The 15,751-nt window shown below is 49.7% G+C and carries 11 protein-coding genes and 1 pseudogene; 5 read left to right on the forward strand and 7 right to left on the reverse strand.

The features are described 5' to 3' along the window. Positions 1-7 precede the first annotated feature (7 nt). Positions 8-1,930 (reverse strand): PrkA family serine protein kinase, encoded by a 1,923-nt coding sequence (locus O59_RS13955; protein WP_007643838.1) that lies wholly within the window; start codon positions 1,928-1,930, stop codon positions 8-10. 316 nt (positions 1,931-2,246) lie between these two features. Between O59_RS13955 and aat the strand changes: the two genes are divergently transcribed. The 3 genes from aat (at position 2,247) to infA (ending at position 4,117) form a co-directional block, all read left to right on the forward strand. Continuing rightward, a complete protein-coding gene (aat, locus tag O59_RS13960; RefSeq protein WP_007643839.1) occupies positions 2,247-2,960 on the forward strand; it encodes a leucyl/phenylalanyl-tRNA--protein transferase in 714 nt (237 codons plus the stop codon). Between the two features lie 22 nt (positions 2,961-2,982). After that, positions 2,983-3,690 carry an arginyltransferase gene (locus O59_RS13965; RefSeq protein ID WP_007643840.1) on the forward strand — a complete coding sequence of 236 codons (708 nt, stop codon included), beginning with the start codon at positions 2,983-2,985 and terminating at the stop codon, positions 3,688-3,690. Between the two features lie 208 nt (positions 3,691-3,898). Beyond that, positions 3,899-4,117 (forward strand): translation initiation factor IF-1, encoded by a 219-nt coding sequence (gene infA, locus O59_RS13970; protein WP_007643841.1) that lies wholly within the window; start codon positions 3,899-3,901, stop codon positions 4,115-4,117. 113 nt (positions 4,118-4,230) lie between these two features. Here infA and clpA read toward each other — a convergent pair whose 3' ends face one another. Together clpA and clpS are read right to left on the reverse strand one after the other, a co-directional pair. Next, positions 4,231-6,522, reverse strand: coding sequence for an ATP-dependent Clp protease ATP-binding subunit ClpA (gene clpA / locus O59_RS13975; protein WP_007643842.1), 2,292 nt, complete (start codon positions 6,520-6,522; stop codon positions 4,231-4,233). A 141-nt stretch (positions 6,523-6,663) separates the two neighbouring features. After that, positions 6,664-7,035 carry an ATP-dependent Clp protease adapter ClpS gene (clpS, locus tag O59_RS13980; protein ID WP_040392735.1) on the reverse strand — a complete coding sequence of 124 codons (372 nt, stop codon included), beginning with the start codon at positions 7,033-7,035 and terminating at the stop codon, positions 6,664-6,666. A gap of 319 nt (positions 7,036-7,354) precedes the next feature. On the opposite strand from clpS, the gene cspD reads away from it, so the two are divergent. Further along, complete coding sequence (gene cspD / locus O59_RS13985) at positions 7,355-7,606, forward strand: cold shock domain-containing protein CspD (RefSeq protein ID WP_007643844.1); 252 nt, start codon at positions 7,355-7,357, stop codon at positions 7,604-7,606. Positions 7,607-7,696: 90 nt separating this feature from the next. On the opposite strand, the gene O59_RS13990 is transcribed toward cspD, so the two are convergent. Continuing rightward, the gene (locus tag O59_RS13990) at positions 7,697-9,922 is read right to left on the reverse strand and encodes an NADP-dependent isocitrate dehydrogenase (protein ID WP_007643846.1); all 2,226 of its coding nucleotides are present in this window, start codon (positions 9,920-9,922) and stop codon (positions 7,697-7,699) included. 237 nt (positions 9,923-10,159) lie between these two features. On the opposite strand from O59_RS13990, the pseudogene O59_RS13995 reads away from it, so the two are divergent. Further along, positions 10,160-10,759 (forward strand): annotated as a pseudogene (locus O59_RS13995) (pseudouridine synthase); the annotation flags it as partial. Positions 10,760-11,044: 285 nt separating this feature from the next. On the opposite strand, the gene mazG reads toward O59_RS13995, so the two are convergent. From mazG to rlmD, 3 genes are all read right to left on the reverse strand, one after another. After that, complete coding sequence (gene mazG / locus O59_RS14000) at positions 11,045-11,839, reverse strand: nucleoside triphosphate pyrophosphohydrolase (RefSeq protein WP_007643850.1); 795 nt, start codon at positions 11,837-11,839, stop codon at positions 11,045-11,047. A gap of 27 nt (positions 11,840-11,866) precedes the next feature. After that, positions 11,867-14,113: a GTP diphosphokinase gene (relA, locus tag O59_RS14005; RefSeq protein ID WP_007643852.1), complete on the reverse strand. Its 2,247-nt coding sequence runs from the start codon at positions 14,111-14,113 to the stop codon at positions 11,867-11,869. A gap of 109 nt (positions 14,114-14,222) precedes the next feature. Beyond that, positions 14,223-15,734, reverse strand: coding sequence for a 23S rRNA (uracil(1939)-C(5))-methyltransferase RlmD (gene rlmD / locus O59_RS14010; protein WP_007643861.1), 1,512 nt, complete (start codon positions 15,732-15,734; stop codon positions 14,223-14,225). Positions 15,735-15,751 lie beyond the last annotated feature (17 nt).

The raw sequence follows: 15,751 nt of genomic DNA on the forward strand, positions 1-15,751 counted from the left end.
TAATCAGTTACTGGGATTTTCTTACTCTCAAATACCACTCAGATAGCAAGCGCACTTGTTTTTCGGTATAGCCGCGCTCCACCATACGCTGTACAAAGTCCTGATGTTTTTTCTTGTCCTGCACCGAGGCTTTGGCATTGAAAGAAATAACCGGCAGTAGATCCTCGGTATTGGAGAACATTTTTTTCTCAATCACTATGCGCAATTTTTCATAGCTACGCCAATCCGGGTTTTTACCGGCGTTATTGGCTTTGGCACGCAACACAAAATTGACAATTTCGTTGCGGAAATCCTTAGGGTTACTAATGCCCGCTGGTTTTTCAATTTTCTCCAGCTCGTCGTTTAATGAAGCACGATTAAGAATTTCACCGGTTTCATGATCGCGATACTCTTGATCCTGAATCCAGAAATCCGCATAGGTAACATAGCGATCAAAAATATTTTGCCCATACTCCGCGTAGGACTCCAGATAGGCGGTTTGAATCTCTTTACCGATAAAGTCCACGTACTTGGGCGAAATGTATTCTTTTAAGGCATTGAGATATTTGTCTTGCACCTCTTTGGGGAATTGTTCCTGTTCAATTTGCTGCTCCAACACATACATTAAATGTACTGGGTTAGCGGCAATTTCTGTTGGATCAAAATTAAACACTTTGGATAAAATCTTAAACGCAAAGCGGGTAGACAAACCTGTCATACCTTCGTCCACACCAGCAGCGTCCTTGTACTCCTGCAAAGATTTTGCGCGAGGATCTGTATCCTTTAAATTTTCCCCGTCATAAATTCGCATTTTGGAGAAAATATTGGAGTTCTCCGGTTCTTTAATACGAGACAACACCGTAAATTGCGCAAGCATACGCAAGGTGTCGGGAGCACAGGGCGCTTTGGAGAGCGAACTGTTTTGCAACAATTTCTCGTAAATTTTCATCTCCTCCGTCACACGCAAACAATAAGGCACTTTGACGATATAAACCCGATCGATAAAGGCCTCATTGTTTTTGTTGTTGCGGAAGTTTTGCCACTCGGATTCGTTGGAGTGCGCCAGAATAATTCCATCAAATGGAATAGCGCCCAGCCCTTCGGTACTATTGAAGTTACCCTCTTGCGTTGCGGTTAAAAGTGGATGCAAGACCTTGATGGGTGCCTTGAACATTTCCACAAATTCCATCAACCCCTGATTGGCGCGACACAAGCCGCCGCTGAAGCTGTAGGCATCCGGATCGTTCTGCGGAAATTCTTCTAGCTGACGAATATCCACCTTACCTACGAGCGATGAAATATCCTGATTGTTTTCATCACCCGGCTCGGTTTTAGTAATCGCAATTTGCTCAAGAATAGAGGGGTAAACCTTCACTACTTTGAATTGGGTAATATCGCCATTAAACTCCCGCAGCCGTTTGGCGGCCCAAGGCGACATAATAGTTTTTAAATAGCGCCGCTGGATACCGTAATCCTCTTGCAGGATTTTTCCATCCTCATCGGCGTTAAACAAACCTAAGGGCGATTCAAAAACCGGCGAACCCTTGATGCAATAGATGGGCATTTTTTCCATTAAGGATTTAAGCATTTCTGCCAGCGAGGATTTACCGCCGCCCACCGGACCAAGCAAATACAAAATTTGCTTTTTCTCCTCCAAACCTTGTGCAGCGTGCTTGAAAAACGAGACTATCTGCTGAATAGCCTCTTCCATACCGTAGAATTCATTAAAGACCTTATAACGCTTCATTATCTTGTTAGAAAAAATTCGACTGAGGCGCGGGTCTTGTGAGGTGTCAACCATCTCGGGTTCACCGATGGCCATTAACATACGCTCCGCAGCGGACGCGTAGACACTGGGGTCTTTTTTGCAGAGCTCCAAATATTCCTGAATTGATAATTCTTCCTGCTGTGTCGTTTCGAAACGCTCGCGGTAATGACTAAAAATACTCATGATCTACCTCGGGTTAGCAACTTAAGCGGCAAAAGACAGACAATCAAACCATTAACAAAATTCCACCCTAAAACGCATTTAAATATTAGGTTCATTCATACTACTAAGCATAGCCCTAAAATTTACAAGCACTCAATGCAATAACAATTTATTGACTCGTATCTCACTGGAAATTTACACTCAAAAAACGCGCCAACTACAGATAAAAATGCGCGATTATTTTTATCCGAGCGTGATTTGAATACACTTATTGATATAGCCATCGCTTATCTATAAACCTATTAATATATACGTAAGTTTTTCAAAATAGGATTGCATGACTTCACTTAGCTGGTTAGATACTAACAACCTCTGGTTTCCCGACCCGTCGCAAGCATTAGAAGATCCGGATGGCCTGGTCGCTGCTGGGGGCGATCTATCACCCGAACGGATTCTGGCGGCTTATCGCAAAGGAATATTTCCCTGGTTTAATCCCGGCGATCCTATTCTTTGGTGGAGCCCCAACCCGCGCACAGTCATCTTTCCCGAACAATTGCACCTATCCAAAAGCCTGAGCAAAACCCTGCGCAAAGGAATATACCGGGTGACTTTTGATTATTGTTTTGAAGCGGTAATGCGCGCCTGCGCTGCGCCGCGCAGTTATGCCGACGGCACTTGGATCAGCGAAGAGATTATTGCGGGCTATTGCGCGTTACATAAACGCGGTTTTGCTCACTCGGTGGAAGTTTGGCAGAACAATGAATTAGTAGGCGGGTTGTATGGCATTGCTTTAGGACGGGTATTTTTTGGGGAATCCATGTTCAGCCGTGCCGATAATGCATCAAAAGTAGGCTTTGCTCATTTGGTGCGGCAGTTACGCCATTGGGATTTTCAATTAATCGACTGCCAAGTGGCTAACGATCATTTATTTAGTTTGGGGGCAATTGAAATCCCGCGTGAAGAATTTCAGCAAATACTGATAAACTTTACTCAGGAACCTGCAGTGTATTCTTTGCCTTGGTCAAGCCTTACGATTGAACCCTGGGCATAACACGGATCTGCGCGAGGCAATCATGTCCGATCTATCTACCCTCAAGTTATTTGCCACCCAACCTCATCCCTGTAGCTATTTGGATGGGCAAGAGGCAACGACGGTTTTTGTGGATCCGGCAGCCGAAATAGACCCTTCGCTTTATACCCAATTGTCACAACTTGGCTTTCGTCGTAGCGGCGCACATTTGTATCGCCCGCAATGCCTGCGTTGTCAGGCTTGCGTGTCCTGCCGTATTCCCGTCAGGTTATTTAAACCTAATCGTTCACAGCGCCGCTGTTTACAGCAGAACAGCGATATTTCACTGAATATCACTAACAATATAAATACTGAAGAGCACTACAGCCTCTATGCGCGCTACATCGAAAACCGCCACCAAAGCGGTGATATGTATCCGCCCTCGGAAGAGCAATACAAGGCATTTTTAACCAGTGAATGGGGAATCACCCAGTTTATTGAGCTGCGGTTAGGTGAAAAACTTATTGGGGTTTGTGTTTGCGACCAACTGGGGGACGGATTGTCAGCGGTTTACACCTTCTACGAGGCTGGGCTTGATCAGCGCAGCTTGGGCAAGTTCGCCATACTGGCGCAGATTGAAAAAGCACGCAGCATGAATCTGGATTATGTCTATTTGGGTTATTGGATAAAGGAATGCGACAAGATGAAATACAAGATCCAATACCGCCCGCTGGAACTATTGGTCAACCGCCGCTGGATGCGACTTAACTAGGCCATTACCGCAGCCGCACAGATCACCGCACGATCTGTGCTCATATTTGCAGCGAAGTTACTGCATAATTCACTCAAAAACTGCCTTTTATGGGCTTTCCCCTTGGCGCCGCTGGTTAATTAAGGCACAATTCACGCCTATTTTTTTACCCCCTCCTGTCGCACCCTGCAACAGGCAAGAACTATTGAAAACCTGAGGAAACTGCCGCATGGCAAAAGACGATTGCATTGAATTTGAAGGCGAAGTGGTTGATACACTGCCCAACACTACCTTCCGCGTAAAATTGGAAAATGGACATGTGGTTATTGCACACATCTCCGGCAAGATGCGCAAAAACTATATCCGTATTCTTACTGGCGACAAGGTCAAGGTTGAGATGACTCCCTATGACCTGACTAAAGGTCGTATTACTTACCGCGCTCGTTAATCCCCCAAGCCCTGCTGAAATGGCAGGACTGATAGAAAAATACCGCGAGTAAGCAACAAAAAAGCCGCAATTAGCGGCTTTTTTGTTTTTTCCCTTTTTCGAATCAGAGCAGATCAAGCTGGTTGTGCGTGCTTGGCATTGACCTCAATAGTGAGCTTGTCTTCCACCGCATCCACATCTACCGTAACCGTTCCACCACCGTGAGACAAAGAGCCAAACAATATCTCCTCCGCCATTGGTTTTTTCAGCTTGTCTTGAATCAACCGTGCCATAGGGCGAGCCCCCATTTTTACGTCGTAACCGTGAATTGCCAGCCACTCACGCGCCGCATCGCTAATGTCGAGCGTTACGTGCTTATCGTCCAACTGGGTTTGCAATTCCATCAAGAACTTATCAACTACCGTTTTGATGGTATTCAAGGTTAGTGATGCAAACTGCACAATCGCATCCAGTCGGTTGCGGAACTCCGGCGTAAACATCTTTTTAATCGCTTCCATACCATCGGTGGTGTGGTCTTGATGGGTAAAGCCGATGGACGCCCGGCTCATCACTTCAGCACCCGCGTTGGTGGTCATAATCAAAATGACATTGCGGAAATCCGCTTTGCGCCCATTGTTATCGGTCAGACTACCGTGATCCATAACCTGCAACAGTAAGTTAAAGACTTCTGGATGCGCCTTTTCAATTTCATCTAACAACAACACGCAATGGGGTTGTTTGGTGATGGCATCCGTCAACAAACCACCCTGATCAAAACCGACATAACCCGGTGGGGCACCAATCAAACGCGATACTGTATGGCGCTCCATATATTCGGACATATCGAAGCGAATTAACTCCATACCCATACATTGCGCCAACTGGCGGCAGACTTCGGTTTTACCTACCCCGGTGGGGCCTGCAAACAGGAAGGAACCAATAGGTTTCTCCGCTGAACCCAAACCGGCGCGCGACAGTTTAATCGCGGTGGACAGGGTGTCGATGGCCTCATCCTGACCAAATACGGTCATCTTCAAATTCTGATCCAGCTTACGCAGCTGTTCTTTGTCGGAAGACGACACACTTTTTGGAGGAATGCGCGCGATTTTGGCAACGACGTTTTCCACATCTGTTACGCCGATTGTTTTTTTGCGCTTGCTGGGCGTTTGCAATTGTTGATACGCACCGGCTTCATCAATTACATCGATTGCCTTATCGGGCAGGAAGCGATCGTTAATATAACGCTCCGCAAGTTCAGCTGCCGCACGCAAGGCAGCATCGGTGTAACGCAAATTGTGATGCTTCTCGAAACGGCTCTTTAACCCTTTCAATATTTGGTATGTTTCGTCGACAGTCGGCTCATTAACATCCACTTTTTGGAAACGACGGGAAAGCGCGCGATCCTTATCAAAAATACCGCGGTATTCCTGATAAGTGGTTGAGCCCATGCAGCGGATTTCGCCGGATGACAACAGTGGCTTAAGCAAATTGGAAGCATCCATTACCCCGCCCGATGCAGCGCCTGCACCGATAATGGTGTGAATTTCATCGATAAACAAAATAGAGTTCTTTTGCTTTTTCAGTTCATTCAGCAAACTTTTGAAGCGCTTTTCAAAATCACCGCGATATTTGGTACCGGCCAATAAAGCACCCAAGTCCAGCGAATAGACAACACTATCCGCCAAGGTCTCGGGCACATCACCATCCACAATGCGCTTTGCCAAACCTTCTGCAATAGCGGTTTTACCCACACCGGATTCACCCACCAACAGGGGGTTATTTTTGCGGCGACGAGCGAGAATTTGACAGACACGCTCCACTTCAAATTCACGACCAACCAACGGGTCGATGCGCCCCTGCATTGCGGCTTCGTTTAAATTACTGGCGAAATTTTCCAGTGGGCTTTGTGAACTTGATTCGCCACTAACGGATTCTTCATCCTGATTTTCTTGCGGAGCTTGATGATCGTGGCTGTGATCGCTACTGCCACTTACTTTGTGAATACCATGGGTGATGTAATTCACCACATCGATACGCGCAATGCTTTGTTGTTTGAGGTAGTAAACAGCCTGGCTTTCCTGTTCACTGAAAATCGCAACCAGCACATTCGCGCCAGTAACTTCTTGTTTGCCAGAAGACTGCACATGAAACACGGCGCGTTGTAATACACGCTGAAAACCGAGCGTAGGTTGGGTTTCCCGCTCAGAGTCGTGTTCGGGGATCAAAGGGGTGGTGGAATCGACAAATTCGATCAGCTCTTTACGTAAACTGATTAAATCTGCCCCACACGCACGCAACACATTCGCAGCCGAATCATTATCGATGAGCGCCAGAAGTAAATGCTCAACAGTCATAAATTCGTGACGCTTGGAGCGCGCACCTTTGAAAGCAAGATTTAAGGTTACTTCCAGATCTTTACTTAACATTGCGCATACCCTCTTCTAACCAACAAATTTAAAATCTCTTCGCACTGCAGTGACCTTATCTAAACCTTCAACAGCTGAATAACATCTGAACAATCCCATAAGCAATCGATATTACAGCCCTAAAAAGATTGTCAAACTTCTTTAGTCACTATCTTCTACCGCTTCTATTTCACACAGCAGCGGGTGCTGATTCTCTCTTGCATATTGATTCACTTGCGCGGCTTTAGTTTCAGCTATATCCCGAGTATAGATGCCACAAACCGCTTTGCCGTGAACATGTACCGTTAACATCACATGTGTTGCTTTCTCGCGCGACATGGAAAAAAACACTTCCAATATTTCCACCACAAAATCCATTGGGGTGTAATCGTCATTTAGCAACATCACCTTGTACATGGGTGGTCGTTTTAGCTTCGGCTTTTCCGTTAGAACAGCAAGGCCGCCATCCGACTCATCAACAGAATGATCATCGTCTTTAGCTAAGGTTAGTTGAAGGTTTTGGAGATTGCCCATAGAGATTCAATACAAAATAAAAATGATTGGTCGACAAGCCGCATTGTACCCCATTGGCATAACAAGCCCTAATGGGCGTTGATACGGATGAATGCTTGACTTTGGGTCAAATGTTGGATAAAAAAAGACCGCCGACGTACACAAATACGTCATATTGTGCAGATTGCGCCTAAATCGTTTTAGTAGGCCGCACAATGCGCATGCTTCACCTGGAGTAGAGCACCAAGTCCATACCCCCGAGTTGTTATAACACTTGGGAAAATAATAACGATAGCGATACCAATTTTTCCTGGTATCGCGCGGACAAAAGGATTCAATCATGCCTACAGGCACAGTTAAGTGGTTCAATAACGCAAAAGGTTATGGCTTTATCCTGGCGGACGAGGGTGGCGAAGATCTATTTGCACACTATTCGGCCATCGCGATGGAAGGTTATAAAACCTTGAAAGCCGGACAGGCCGTTAGCTTTGAGATTACCAAGGGCGACAAAGGCTTGCATGCCGTCGAGATCAAAGTACCTGAAGCCACCGCACAGCCAATTAGCCATCACGCCAAGGCTGTCCCTGCCTAGCTAATAAAAAAGGCATCAAGAAGAAAGCCCCCCGTATCACTACGGAGGGCTTTTCGCGTTGTTCACACTTAATGCAACGCTTTAGAGCTATTACACCAAGCTGGCCAATACCGCATTAAAGGTTGCACTTGGGCGCAAAGCCGCAGAGGCTTTGGCCACATCGGGACGGTAGTAACCACCCAAATCAACCGGCTTGCCAGAAGCAGCTTTGAGTTCATCCACAATCTTGGCTTCGTTTTCAGTCAAGGTTTTGGCTACCGGTGCAAATTGCGCTTGCAATGCAGCATCTTCAGTTTGGGCTGCCAGAGCTTGCGCCCAGTACAAAGCCAGATAGAAGTGGCTGCCACGGTTATCCAATTCACCCGCCGCACGACCGGGAGATTTGTTTTCATCGAGGAACTTGCCGTTGGCTTGATCCAAGGTCTTGGCGAATACTTTGGCTTTGGCGTTGTGAGTCACATTGCCAAAGTGATCCAGGGATTCAGCCAGAGCCAGGAACTCACCCAGTGAGTCCCAGCGCAGATGACCTTCCTCTACAAACTGTTGCACGTGCTTCGGTGCGGAACCACCAGCGCCAGTTTCAAACAGACCGCCGCCGTTCATTAAGGGAACAATCGACAACATTTTTGCCGATGTGCCCAGTTCCATAATGGGGAACAGATCGGTGAGGTAATCGCGTAATACGTTACCGGTCACAGAGATGGTGTCTTTACCGGCACGGATACGGTCGAGCGAGTATTGAATCGCCTCTTCCGGGGTTTTGATGTAAATCTCAAGGCCGCTGGTATCGTGGTCTTTCAGGTAGGTAGTTACCTTGGCGATCAGTTGGGCGTCGTGCGCGCGTTTTGGATCCAACCAGAACACCGCTGGAGTGCCTGATGCGCGGGCGCGATTAACGGCCAGTTTTACCCAATCCTGGATGGGTGCATCTTTCACTTGGCACATACGGAAGATATCGCCCTGCTCAACCGTTTGTTCAATCAACACTTTGCCCGCTGCATCTACTACACGTACAACACCGTCAGCAGCGATTTGGAAAGTTTTGTCGTGTGAACCGTATTCCTCAGCGGCTTGCGCCATCAGGCCTACGTTAGGCACGCTGCCCATAGTGGTTGGGTTAAACGCACCGTGTTTTTTACAATCGTCGATAACCACTTGGTAGATACCGGCGTAGCAGCGATCAGGAATACAGGCTTTGGTATCTTGCAGTTTGCCTTCGGTATTCCACATTTTGCCGGAATCGCGAATCATCGCTGGCATGGAGGCATCTACAATCACGTCGCTCGGTACGTGCAGGTTGGTGATGCCCTTGTCTGAATTCACCATCGCCAATGCGGGGCGAGTGGCGTACAGCGCTTTGATGTCGCCTTCAATTTCCGCTTGTTTATCCGCTGGCAGGGATTTGATTTTAGCGTAGAGATCGCCCAAACCGTTGTTCAGGTCTACGCCCAACTCGCTCAATACCGCCGCGTGTTTTTCCAACACTGGCGCGTAGAACACCGAGACAAAGTGACCGAAGATAATCGGGTCAGACACTTTCATCATGGTGGCTTTCAGGTGTACAGAGAGCAATACACCTTGGTTTTTAGCGTCTTCAATTTGCGCGGCGATATAGCTGCGCAGTGCTTTTTTGCTCAGTACCGAGGCATCAATAATTTCGCCAGCGAGGACTTTTACTGTCTCTTTCAATACTTTAGTGCTGCCATCGTTGGCAACCAATTCGATTTTTACACTGCCCGCCTCAGCGATCAGCGCTGACTTTTCGCTGCCGTAGAAATCACCCGCCGTCATGTGCGCCACGTGAGATTTGGAGTCAGCCGCCCAAGCACCCATTTTGTGTGGGTTTTTGCGCGCGTAGTTTTTTACTGACAGTGGTGCACGGCGATCCGAGTTACCTTCACGCAATACCGGGTTTACCGCAGAACCTTTAATTTTGTCATAGCGTGCTTTGGCGTCTTTTTCATCGTCATTCGATGGTACTTCAGGGTAATCAGGCAGGTTGTAACCCTGTGATTGCAATTCTTTAATCGCGGCCTTCAGTTGCGGGATAGACGCACTGATATTAGGCAGCTTGATAATGTTGGCTTCAGGCGTAGTAGCCAGCTTGCCCAATTCAGCCAGGTGATCACCAATACGCTGGGCTTCGGTCAAACGCTCGGGGAATGCAGCAATGATGCGGCCAGAGAGCGAAATGTCGCGAGTCTCGATGGCAATGCCGGCGGTTTTGGTAAAGGATTGGACTATGGGGAGTAAAGAGTAAGTTGCTAAGGCTGGGGCTTCGTCAGTTTGGGTATAGATAATTTTTGAATCAGTCATTTACAGATGGCTCCATCAATTCATGCGGCTCGGCCTTGTGAGCTCTACCATTAACAGTATGAAAATTTAGAAAAAGAGCCCCGCCACAGGGAACTCCCCCTTGCCAGAGCGCGGCGATTCTACACCTCCACCGCTTTTTATGCATGGATTAGTTGCTATGGCAGTGGGCGCGATCTCGGATAGAATCGCGTTTTTGGTTGATGCCCCGCTCGTTCCCTGTCAATTGTGTAGTGATTTATGGCCACCCTGATTCTGTTCAATAAGCCCTTTGGCGTGCTCTCGCAATTCACCGATGGTGAAGGCCGCGCCACACTCAAAGACTATATCAACGTACCTCAGGTCTATCCCGCTGGGCGGCTCGACCATGATTCCGAGGGCTTGCTACTGCTCACCGACGATGGCGATTTGCAGCACTACATTAGCCACCCCGCCCACAAACAGCCCAAAACCTACTGGGTGCAAGTCGAGGGGGCGCCCAACAGCTATGCCCTGACTAAATTGCGCCAGGGTGTTGAACTGAACGATGGCATGACCCAACCCGCCGAAGTGCGCTTGATTGCCACCCCCAAACTCTGGGAGCGGGTTCCGCCGATCCGCACACGGGTAAATATTCCCACCCAATGGTTGGAAATTGTGATCACTGAAGGGCGCAATCGCCAAGTGCGACGTATGACAGCCGCGGTCGGTCACCCTACCCTGCGTTTAGTGCGGGTTAAAATTGGCAACTGGACACTGGAGGGAATCGAACAAGGTAAATACAAGACTGAAACCGTCAATATTCCCGCATCGGCGATTAAATCCGTTGGGCGAGCAGTGCCACGCAACAAATCGCAACGCCCTGCGCACAATAAACCAGCGGGCAACCAACAGCGGCCAGAGGCTAATCACAAGAGTGATAAACCCGCTCGCCCAGGCACCAACGCGGGCGCCGGCAAAAATCGCACTAGTAAACCGAACGGACAAAAACCCGCCACCCCCAAACCGGCGGTTAAAACTCTAGTGATCCAAAAACCCAAGCGCAAATTGGATACAGACCAATAACGAAAACACCAACAAAAAAGGCGCCAGAGAGGCGCCTTTTTTGTTACTAATCTAACTACCGCTTTGTGCCGCGAACCGCAGCTACTGCTGTTTTGCCTCATCCCAGAGCAGATTCATTTCATCAATCGTCGCGTCGGTTAAGGGTTTGGGCGAATGCGTTTCGATATAGTGAAAACGCTGCTCAAACTTGTGATTGGCGCGACGCAATGCCTGTTCCGGGTCGATTTTTTGGTAGCGGGCAATGTTTACTACCGCAAACAATAAATCACCCAGCTCTTCTTCCAGCGCCTGTTGATCACCCGAGTCCAACTCGGCTTCCACTTCCAGCAATTCTTCACGCACTTTGGCGATGGGGCCGTACACATCATCCCAATCAAAACCCACACTCGCGGCGCGTTTTTGCAGTTTGGCCGCACGGCTCAGCGAGGGAAGATTTAACGGCACATCGGCCAGTAAACCCTGCGCACCTTTGGCAGCACGCTCCTGCTGTTTGATTGCCTCCCAGCGCGCTTTGACATCGACCGGCAAGGTATGGCGATTGTCTACGCGGCTGTGCAAGGTTCCATCGGGAAAGACATGTGGGTGGCGACGAATCAGTTTGGCGACCAAATCCGATACTACGCTCGCAAACTCAAAACGCTGCTCCTCTTTGCCCAACTGACTGTAGAAAATTACCTGAAACAGTAAATCACCCAACTCTTCTTTTAAGTGGACAAAATCCTGCTTTTCAATCGCATCAACCACTTCATAGGCCTCTTCCAACGTGGAGGGGGCGATGCTGGCGTAGTCCTGTTTGATATCCCAGGGGCAGCCGGCTTCAGGGTCGCGCAGGCGCGCCATTAAATAGAGCAAATCGTCGATGCTGTACTGACTCACAAGTTATTCCTGATATTTGCAGCGCGCCTAGTGTTTACGGCGCGCGGAGGCGATGTTGGGCAGCTGGTTGAGTTTGGTGAGTATGCGACTCAACTCATCAAAGCCGCGAATCTCCACGGTCACCTGCATATCCACGGTATTTTTGCGTTTATCCGACAAGGTTTGCATAGCAACAATATTGATGCGCTCGGTATCCAGCAACACGGTGATGTCTTTGAGCAGGCCATAGCGGTCGTAAGCTTCAATCACTATATCCACCGAGTAGAGACTCTGCGGTGTTTCGCCCCACTCCACTTTGATAATGCGCTGGGGTTCATCGGCCTGCAGCTGCAGAATGTTGTTGCAATCCTGACGGTGAATGGACACACCTTTGCCCAGGGTGATGTAGCCAGTGATGGCATCACCCGGCACCGGATTACAACAGTTGGCGATTTGGGTAAGCAAGTTGCCCACACCTTCGATGTAAAAATCCGAATCCTTTTTCTGGCGCGTCGCCTTACTGCTTTTAAACGGAATCAGCGGCTGCTGCGGATTGGCGTCATCCAGTTGTTTTTGCGCGGCATTTAATACCTGACCGACACCAATATCGCTGGCGCCAACGGCGGCGTAGAGGTCATCAAGGCTATTGAAGTGCAGCTTTTGCGCCAGCGCTTCGAAGTCCAAATCCAGCAGCGCCAGACGTTTGAATTCGCGATCCAGCAGCGCCTGACCTTCGGCGATATTTTTATCGCGCGCTTGCTGTTTAAACCAGTGCTGGATTTTGGCGCGGGCGCGCCCCGTATTCACATAACCCAAGGCCATGTTGAGCCAGTCGCGACTGGGTGATTCCAATTTACCGGTAAGAATTTCCACCTGATCGGCATTGGTAAGCTGGTAATTGAGCGGCACTATGCGGTTGTTGACCTTGGCGCCGCGGCAGCGATGGCCGACATCGGTGTGGATTTTGTAAGCAAAATCGAGCGGTGTGGCAGTGCGGGGTAAATCCACCACATGGCCTTCCGGCGTAAAGACGTAGATACGATCCTGATTCACCGCGCGCAGGTCATCCTGCAGGTGAGATGGATCCCCCCCCAACTCCTCATGCCATTCCAGCACCTGGCGCAACCAGGCGATTTTCTGCTCGTAGCCGTCCTGGGTCGCTTTGGTGTCGGTGCCCTTGTAACGCCAGTGCGCACAAACTCCCAGCTCCGATTCCTCATGCATTTCCTGGGTGCGGATCTGGATTTCCAGCACCTTGTTTTCCGGCCCCCACACGGCGGTATGCAGCGAGCGGTAGCCGTTCTCTTTGGGCGAGGCGATGTAGTCGTCAAACTCGTGGGGAATATTGCGCCAGAGGCTATGGACTATGCCCAGTACGGCGTAACAATCGCGCACCGTGGGCACCAAAATACGCACCGCGCGAATATCGTACACCTGTGAAAAGGGAATGCCCTTGCGCTGCATTTTGCGCCAGATGCTGTAAATGTGTTTGGCCCGCCCGCCCACCGAACCTTCAATGCCGGCTTTTTTCAACTCACTGCGCAGCCGCTCCAACAGCTTATCGATATATTCCTGGCGCGCTAACCGGCGCTCGTCCAACAACTTGGCGATGCGTTTGTAATCTTCGGGTTGCAGGTAGCGGAAGGACAAATCCTCCAATTCCCATTTGATATGACCAATACCCAAGCGATGGGCGAGCGGCGCATAAATATCCGCCACTTCACGCGCCACCTGGCGACGGCGGTCAGCTTCGGCGTTTTTCACCGAGCGGATAGCACAGGTGCGCTCGGCCAATTTGATCAGCGCAACACGCACATCATCCACCATGGACACCAGCATTTTGCGGATCTTTTCCGCCTGCTCGACTGCCTGTGAACCTAATACCCGGTCTTCGTGTTCATTGCGTTGATAACTGATGGCCGCCATACGCAGCACACCTTTCACCAGCTTGGCCACGGTTTCACCAAAGCGGTTTTGCAATTCCACCAGCGTAATTTTGTGTTCGCGCACGGCGCGGTAGAGAATCGCGGCCACCAGAGCATCTTGATCCAGCTGTAAATCCGCAAGGATTTCCGCCATCTCCAAGCCGATGCGAAAACAGGAGAAATCCTCGCCCCAGTTGTGATCGTCTTCGGCGTGGATGTCCACCAGCGATAAACTGAGCTCCGCCGCACGACGCAGCTCAGCGCGACTGGTATCGGATTGCAGGGAGGATTTATTCAAGCGGTCGATCCAGGCATCTATATCCACCTGACCATCGGCGGCTATAGGGTGATCTGCTCTGACTTTAACCATGAGGTTCGCCTTACTTATTCTTGCGTGCCACCGGCCGCGCAGGCCGGTCAACACTTAAATTCAATCGAGGTTTGCATGCCCTTCGCTAACAACAGGCGAATGGGTAGTTTTATTTCTTCAGCAAGAACAGCGCCATAGACTCAACATGACTGGTGTGCGGGAACATATCCAGCACACCCACCGCATCCAGCTCATAACCCACCTCGGCGAGCAGCGCTGAATCCCGCGCCAAAGTCGCCGGGTTGCAACTGACGTAGACAATTCGCTTAGGTGAAAGTTGCTTACCTGTTACCCAGCGCTGAATACTGGCAATAATATCTTTTGCACCATCGCGGGGCGGGTCTAACAAGAGCGCATTAATGTTGCCACCCAAGCGCTGCAATTGAGTATGGGTCATATCCGTCAGGTTCGCGGCGATAAATTTTGCGTTGCCGATATGCAAGGTCTCCGCATTTTTGCGCCCACGCAACACCATGGATTCGACCGCCTCAATGCCCACTACCTCCGCGCACTGGCGCGCCATGGGCAGGGTGAAATTACCTATGCCGCAGAATAAATCGAGCGCGCGGTCATCCGGTTTCAGTGCCAATAATTCCAGCGCTTGGGCAACCATCAACTGGTTAACGTGCGGGTTAACCTGGGTGAAATCCTGCGGGTGATAGGCGAGCTTCAGGCCCGCCACTTCATAATGCAAACGTGGGTCGCAGCTATTGCCCTGCAGATCCGTGAGCCCCAGATTGCCATTCGGCTCAAGCCAGACACTCACCTGCTGTTGTGCCGCCAACTGTGCCAGCGAGTGCAGATCCGCCTCAGCCAGTTTTTTAGTGTGGCGAATAATAATCGCGCTATTACTGAGCGAACCATCGGCCTGCCCTTTAACCAGTTCGACATGGGTGACCGCTTTGGCCGCGCGCAATTCGGTGAGCCACACACGCAGTGGCGCGAGCAATTGGTTCAACTCGGGCGCCAATACCAAACACTGATCGACCTGGGTAATTTGGTTGCTGTAGTGCTGACGAAAGCCAAGGCTCACACTGCCATCATCTTCATACCAAACGCCCAAACGCGCACGGCTGCGATAACCGGTATCCGCCAAGGTAATCGGCGCAAGCACACGTTTCGGTTCTACCCCGCCCCAGCGTTTTAATTGCTGCAGCAGCGAATCCTGTTTCATCAGCAACTGCTGGGCCGGTTGCATATGTTGCAACTGACAACCGCCGCACTGTGCGTAATGCACGCAAGGTGGCGCAACCCGCTCAGGCGATGCCTCAATCAGCTGATCAACCCGTGCATCGATAAAACGTGCATGTTCTTCAACCAAGCGTGCACTGACTTTTTCATTCACCAATGCACCGGCGATAAAAATGGTTTTTCCGTCCAGATCGGCCACACCTCGACCATCGTGACTTAAACGGTCGATAGTGAATTCACCCAGGCGTTTATTAAATTGTGGCAACACCTTTTCCGCCGCGCGCGGTTGATTGCGGCGCGGTGCGTCATCGCGCACATAGACTTTGCCATCCGCTTTTTTGGGACGCGGCTTTTTGCCTAATAAACTAGCGCCTTTTTTAGGCGTACCGCCTTTGGATGAGCTGCTATTTTTACCACTGCGATTGGACATTAAAAATTCCCGGTATT

Source organism: Cellvibrio sp. BR (genome assembly GCF_000263355.1).
Taxonomy (GTDB): Bacteria; Pseudomonadota; Gammaproteobacteria; order Pseudomonadales; family Cellvibrionaceae; genus Cellvibrio.

What these genes read in the sequence shown, in the direction of transcription:
- O59_RS13955 (WP_007643838.1), bottom strand. Translation starts at nt 1,930, where the DNA reads ATGAGTATTTTTAGTCATTACCGCGAGCGTTTCGAAACGACACAGCAG.
- aat (WP_007643839.1), top strand. Translation starts at nt 2,247, where the DNA reads ATGACTTCACTTAGCTGGTTAGATACTAACAACCTCTGGTTTCCCGAC.
- O59_RS13965 (WP_007643840.1), top strand. Translation starts at nt 2,983, where the DNA reads ATGTCCGATCTATCTACCCTCAAGTTATTTGCCACCCAACCTCATCCC.
- infA (WP_007643841.1), top strand. Translation starts at nt 3,899, where the DNA reads ATGGCAAAAGACGATTGCATTGAATTTGAAGGCGAAGTGGTTGATACA.
- clpA (WP_007643842.1), bottom strand. Translation starts at nt 6,522, where the DNA reads ATGTTAAGTAAAGATCTGGAAGTAACCTTAAATCTTGCTTTCAAAGGT.
- clpS (WP_040392735.1), bottom strand. Translation starts at nt 7,035, where the DNA reads ATGGGCAATCTCCAAAACCTTCAACTAACCTTAGCTAAAGACGATGAT.
- cspD (WP_007643844.1), top strand. Translation starts at nt 7,355, where the DNA reads ATGCCTACAGGCACAGTTAAGTGGTTCAATAACGCAAAAGGTTATGGC.
- O59_RS13990 (WP_007643846.1), bottom strand. Translation starts at nt 9,922, where the DNA reads ATGACTGATTCAAAAATTATCTATACCCAAACTGACGAAGCCCCAGCC.
- relA (WP_007643852.1), bottom strand. Translation starts at nt 14,113, where the DNA reads ATGGTTAAAGTCAGAGCAGATCACCCTATAGCCGCCGATGGTCAGGTG.
- rlmD (WP_007643861.1), bottom strand. Translation starts at nt 15,734, where the DNA reads ATGTCCAATCGCAGTGGTAAAAATAGCAGCTCATCCAAAGGCGGTACG.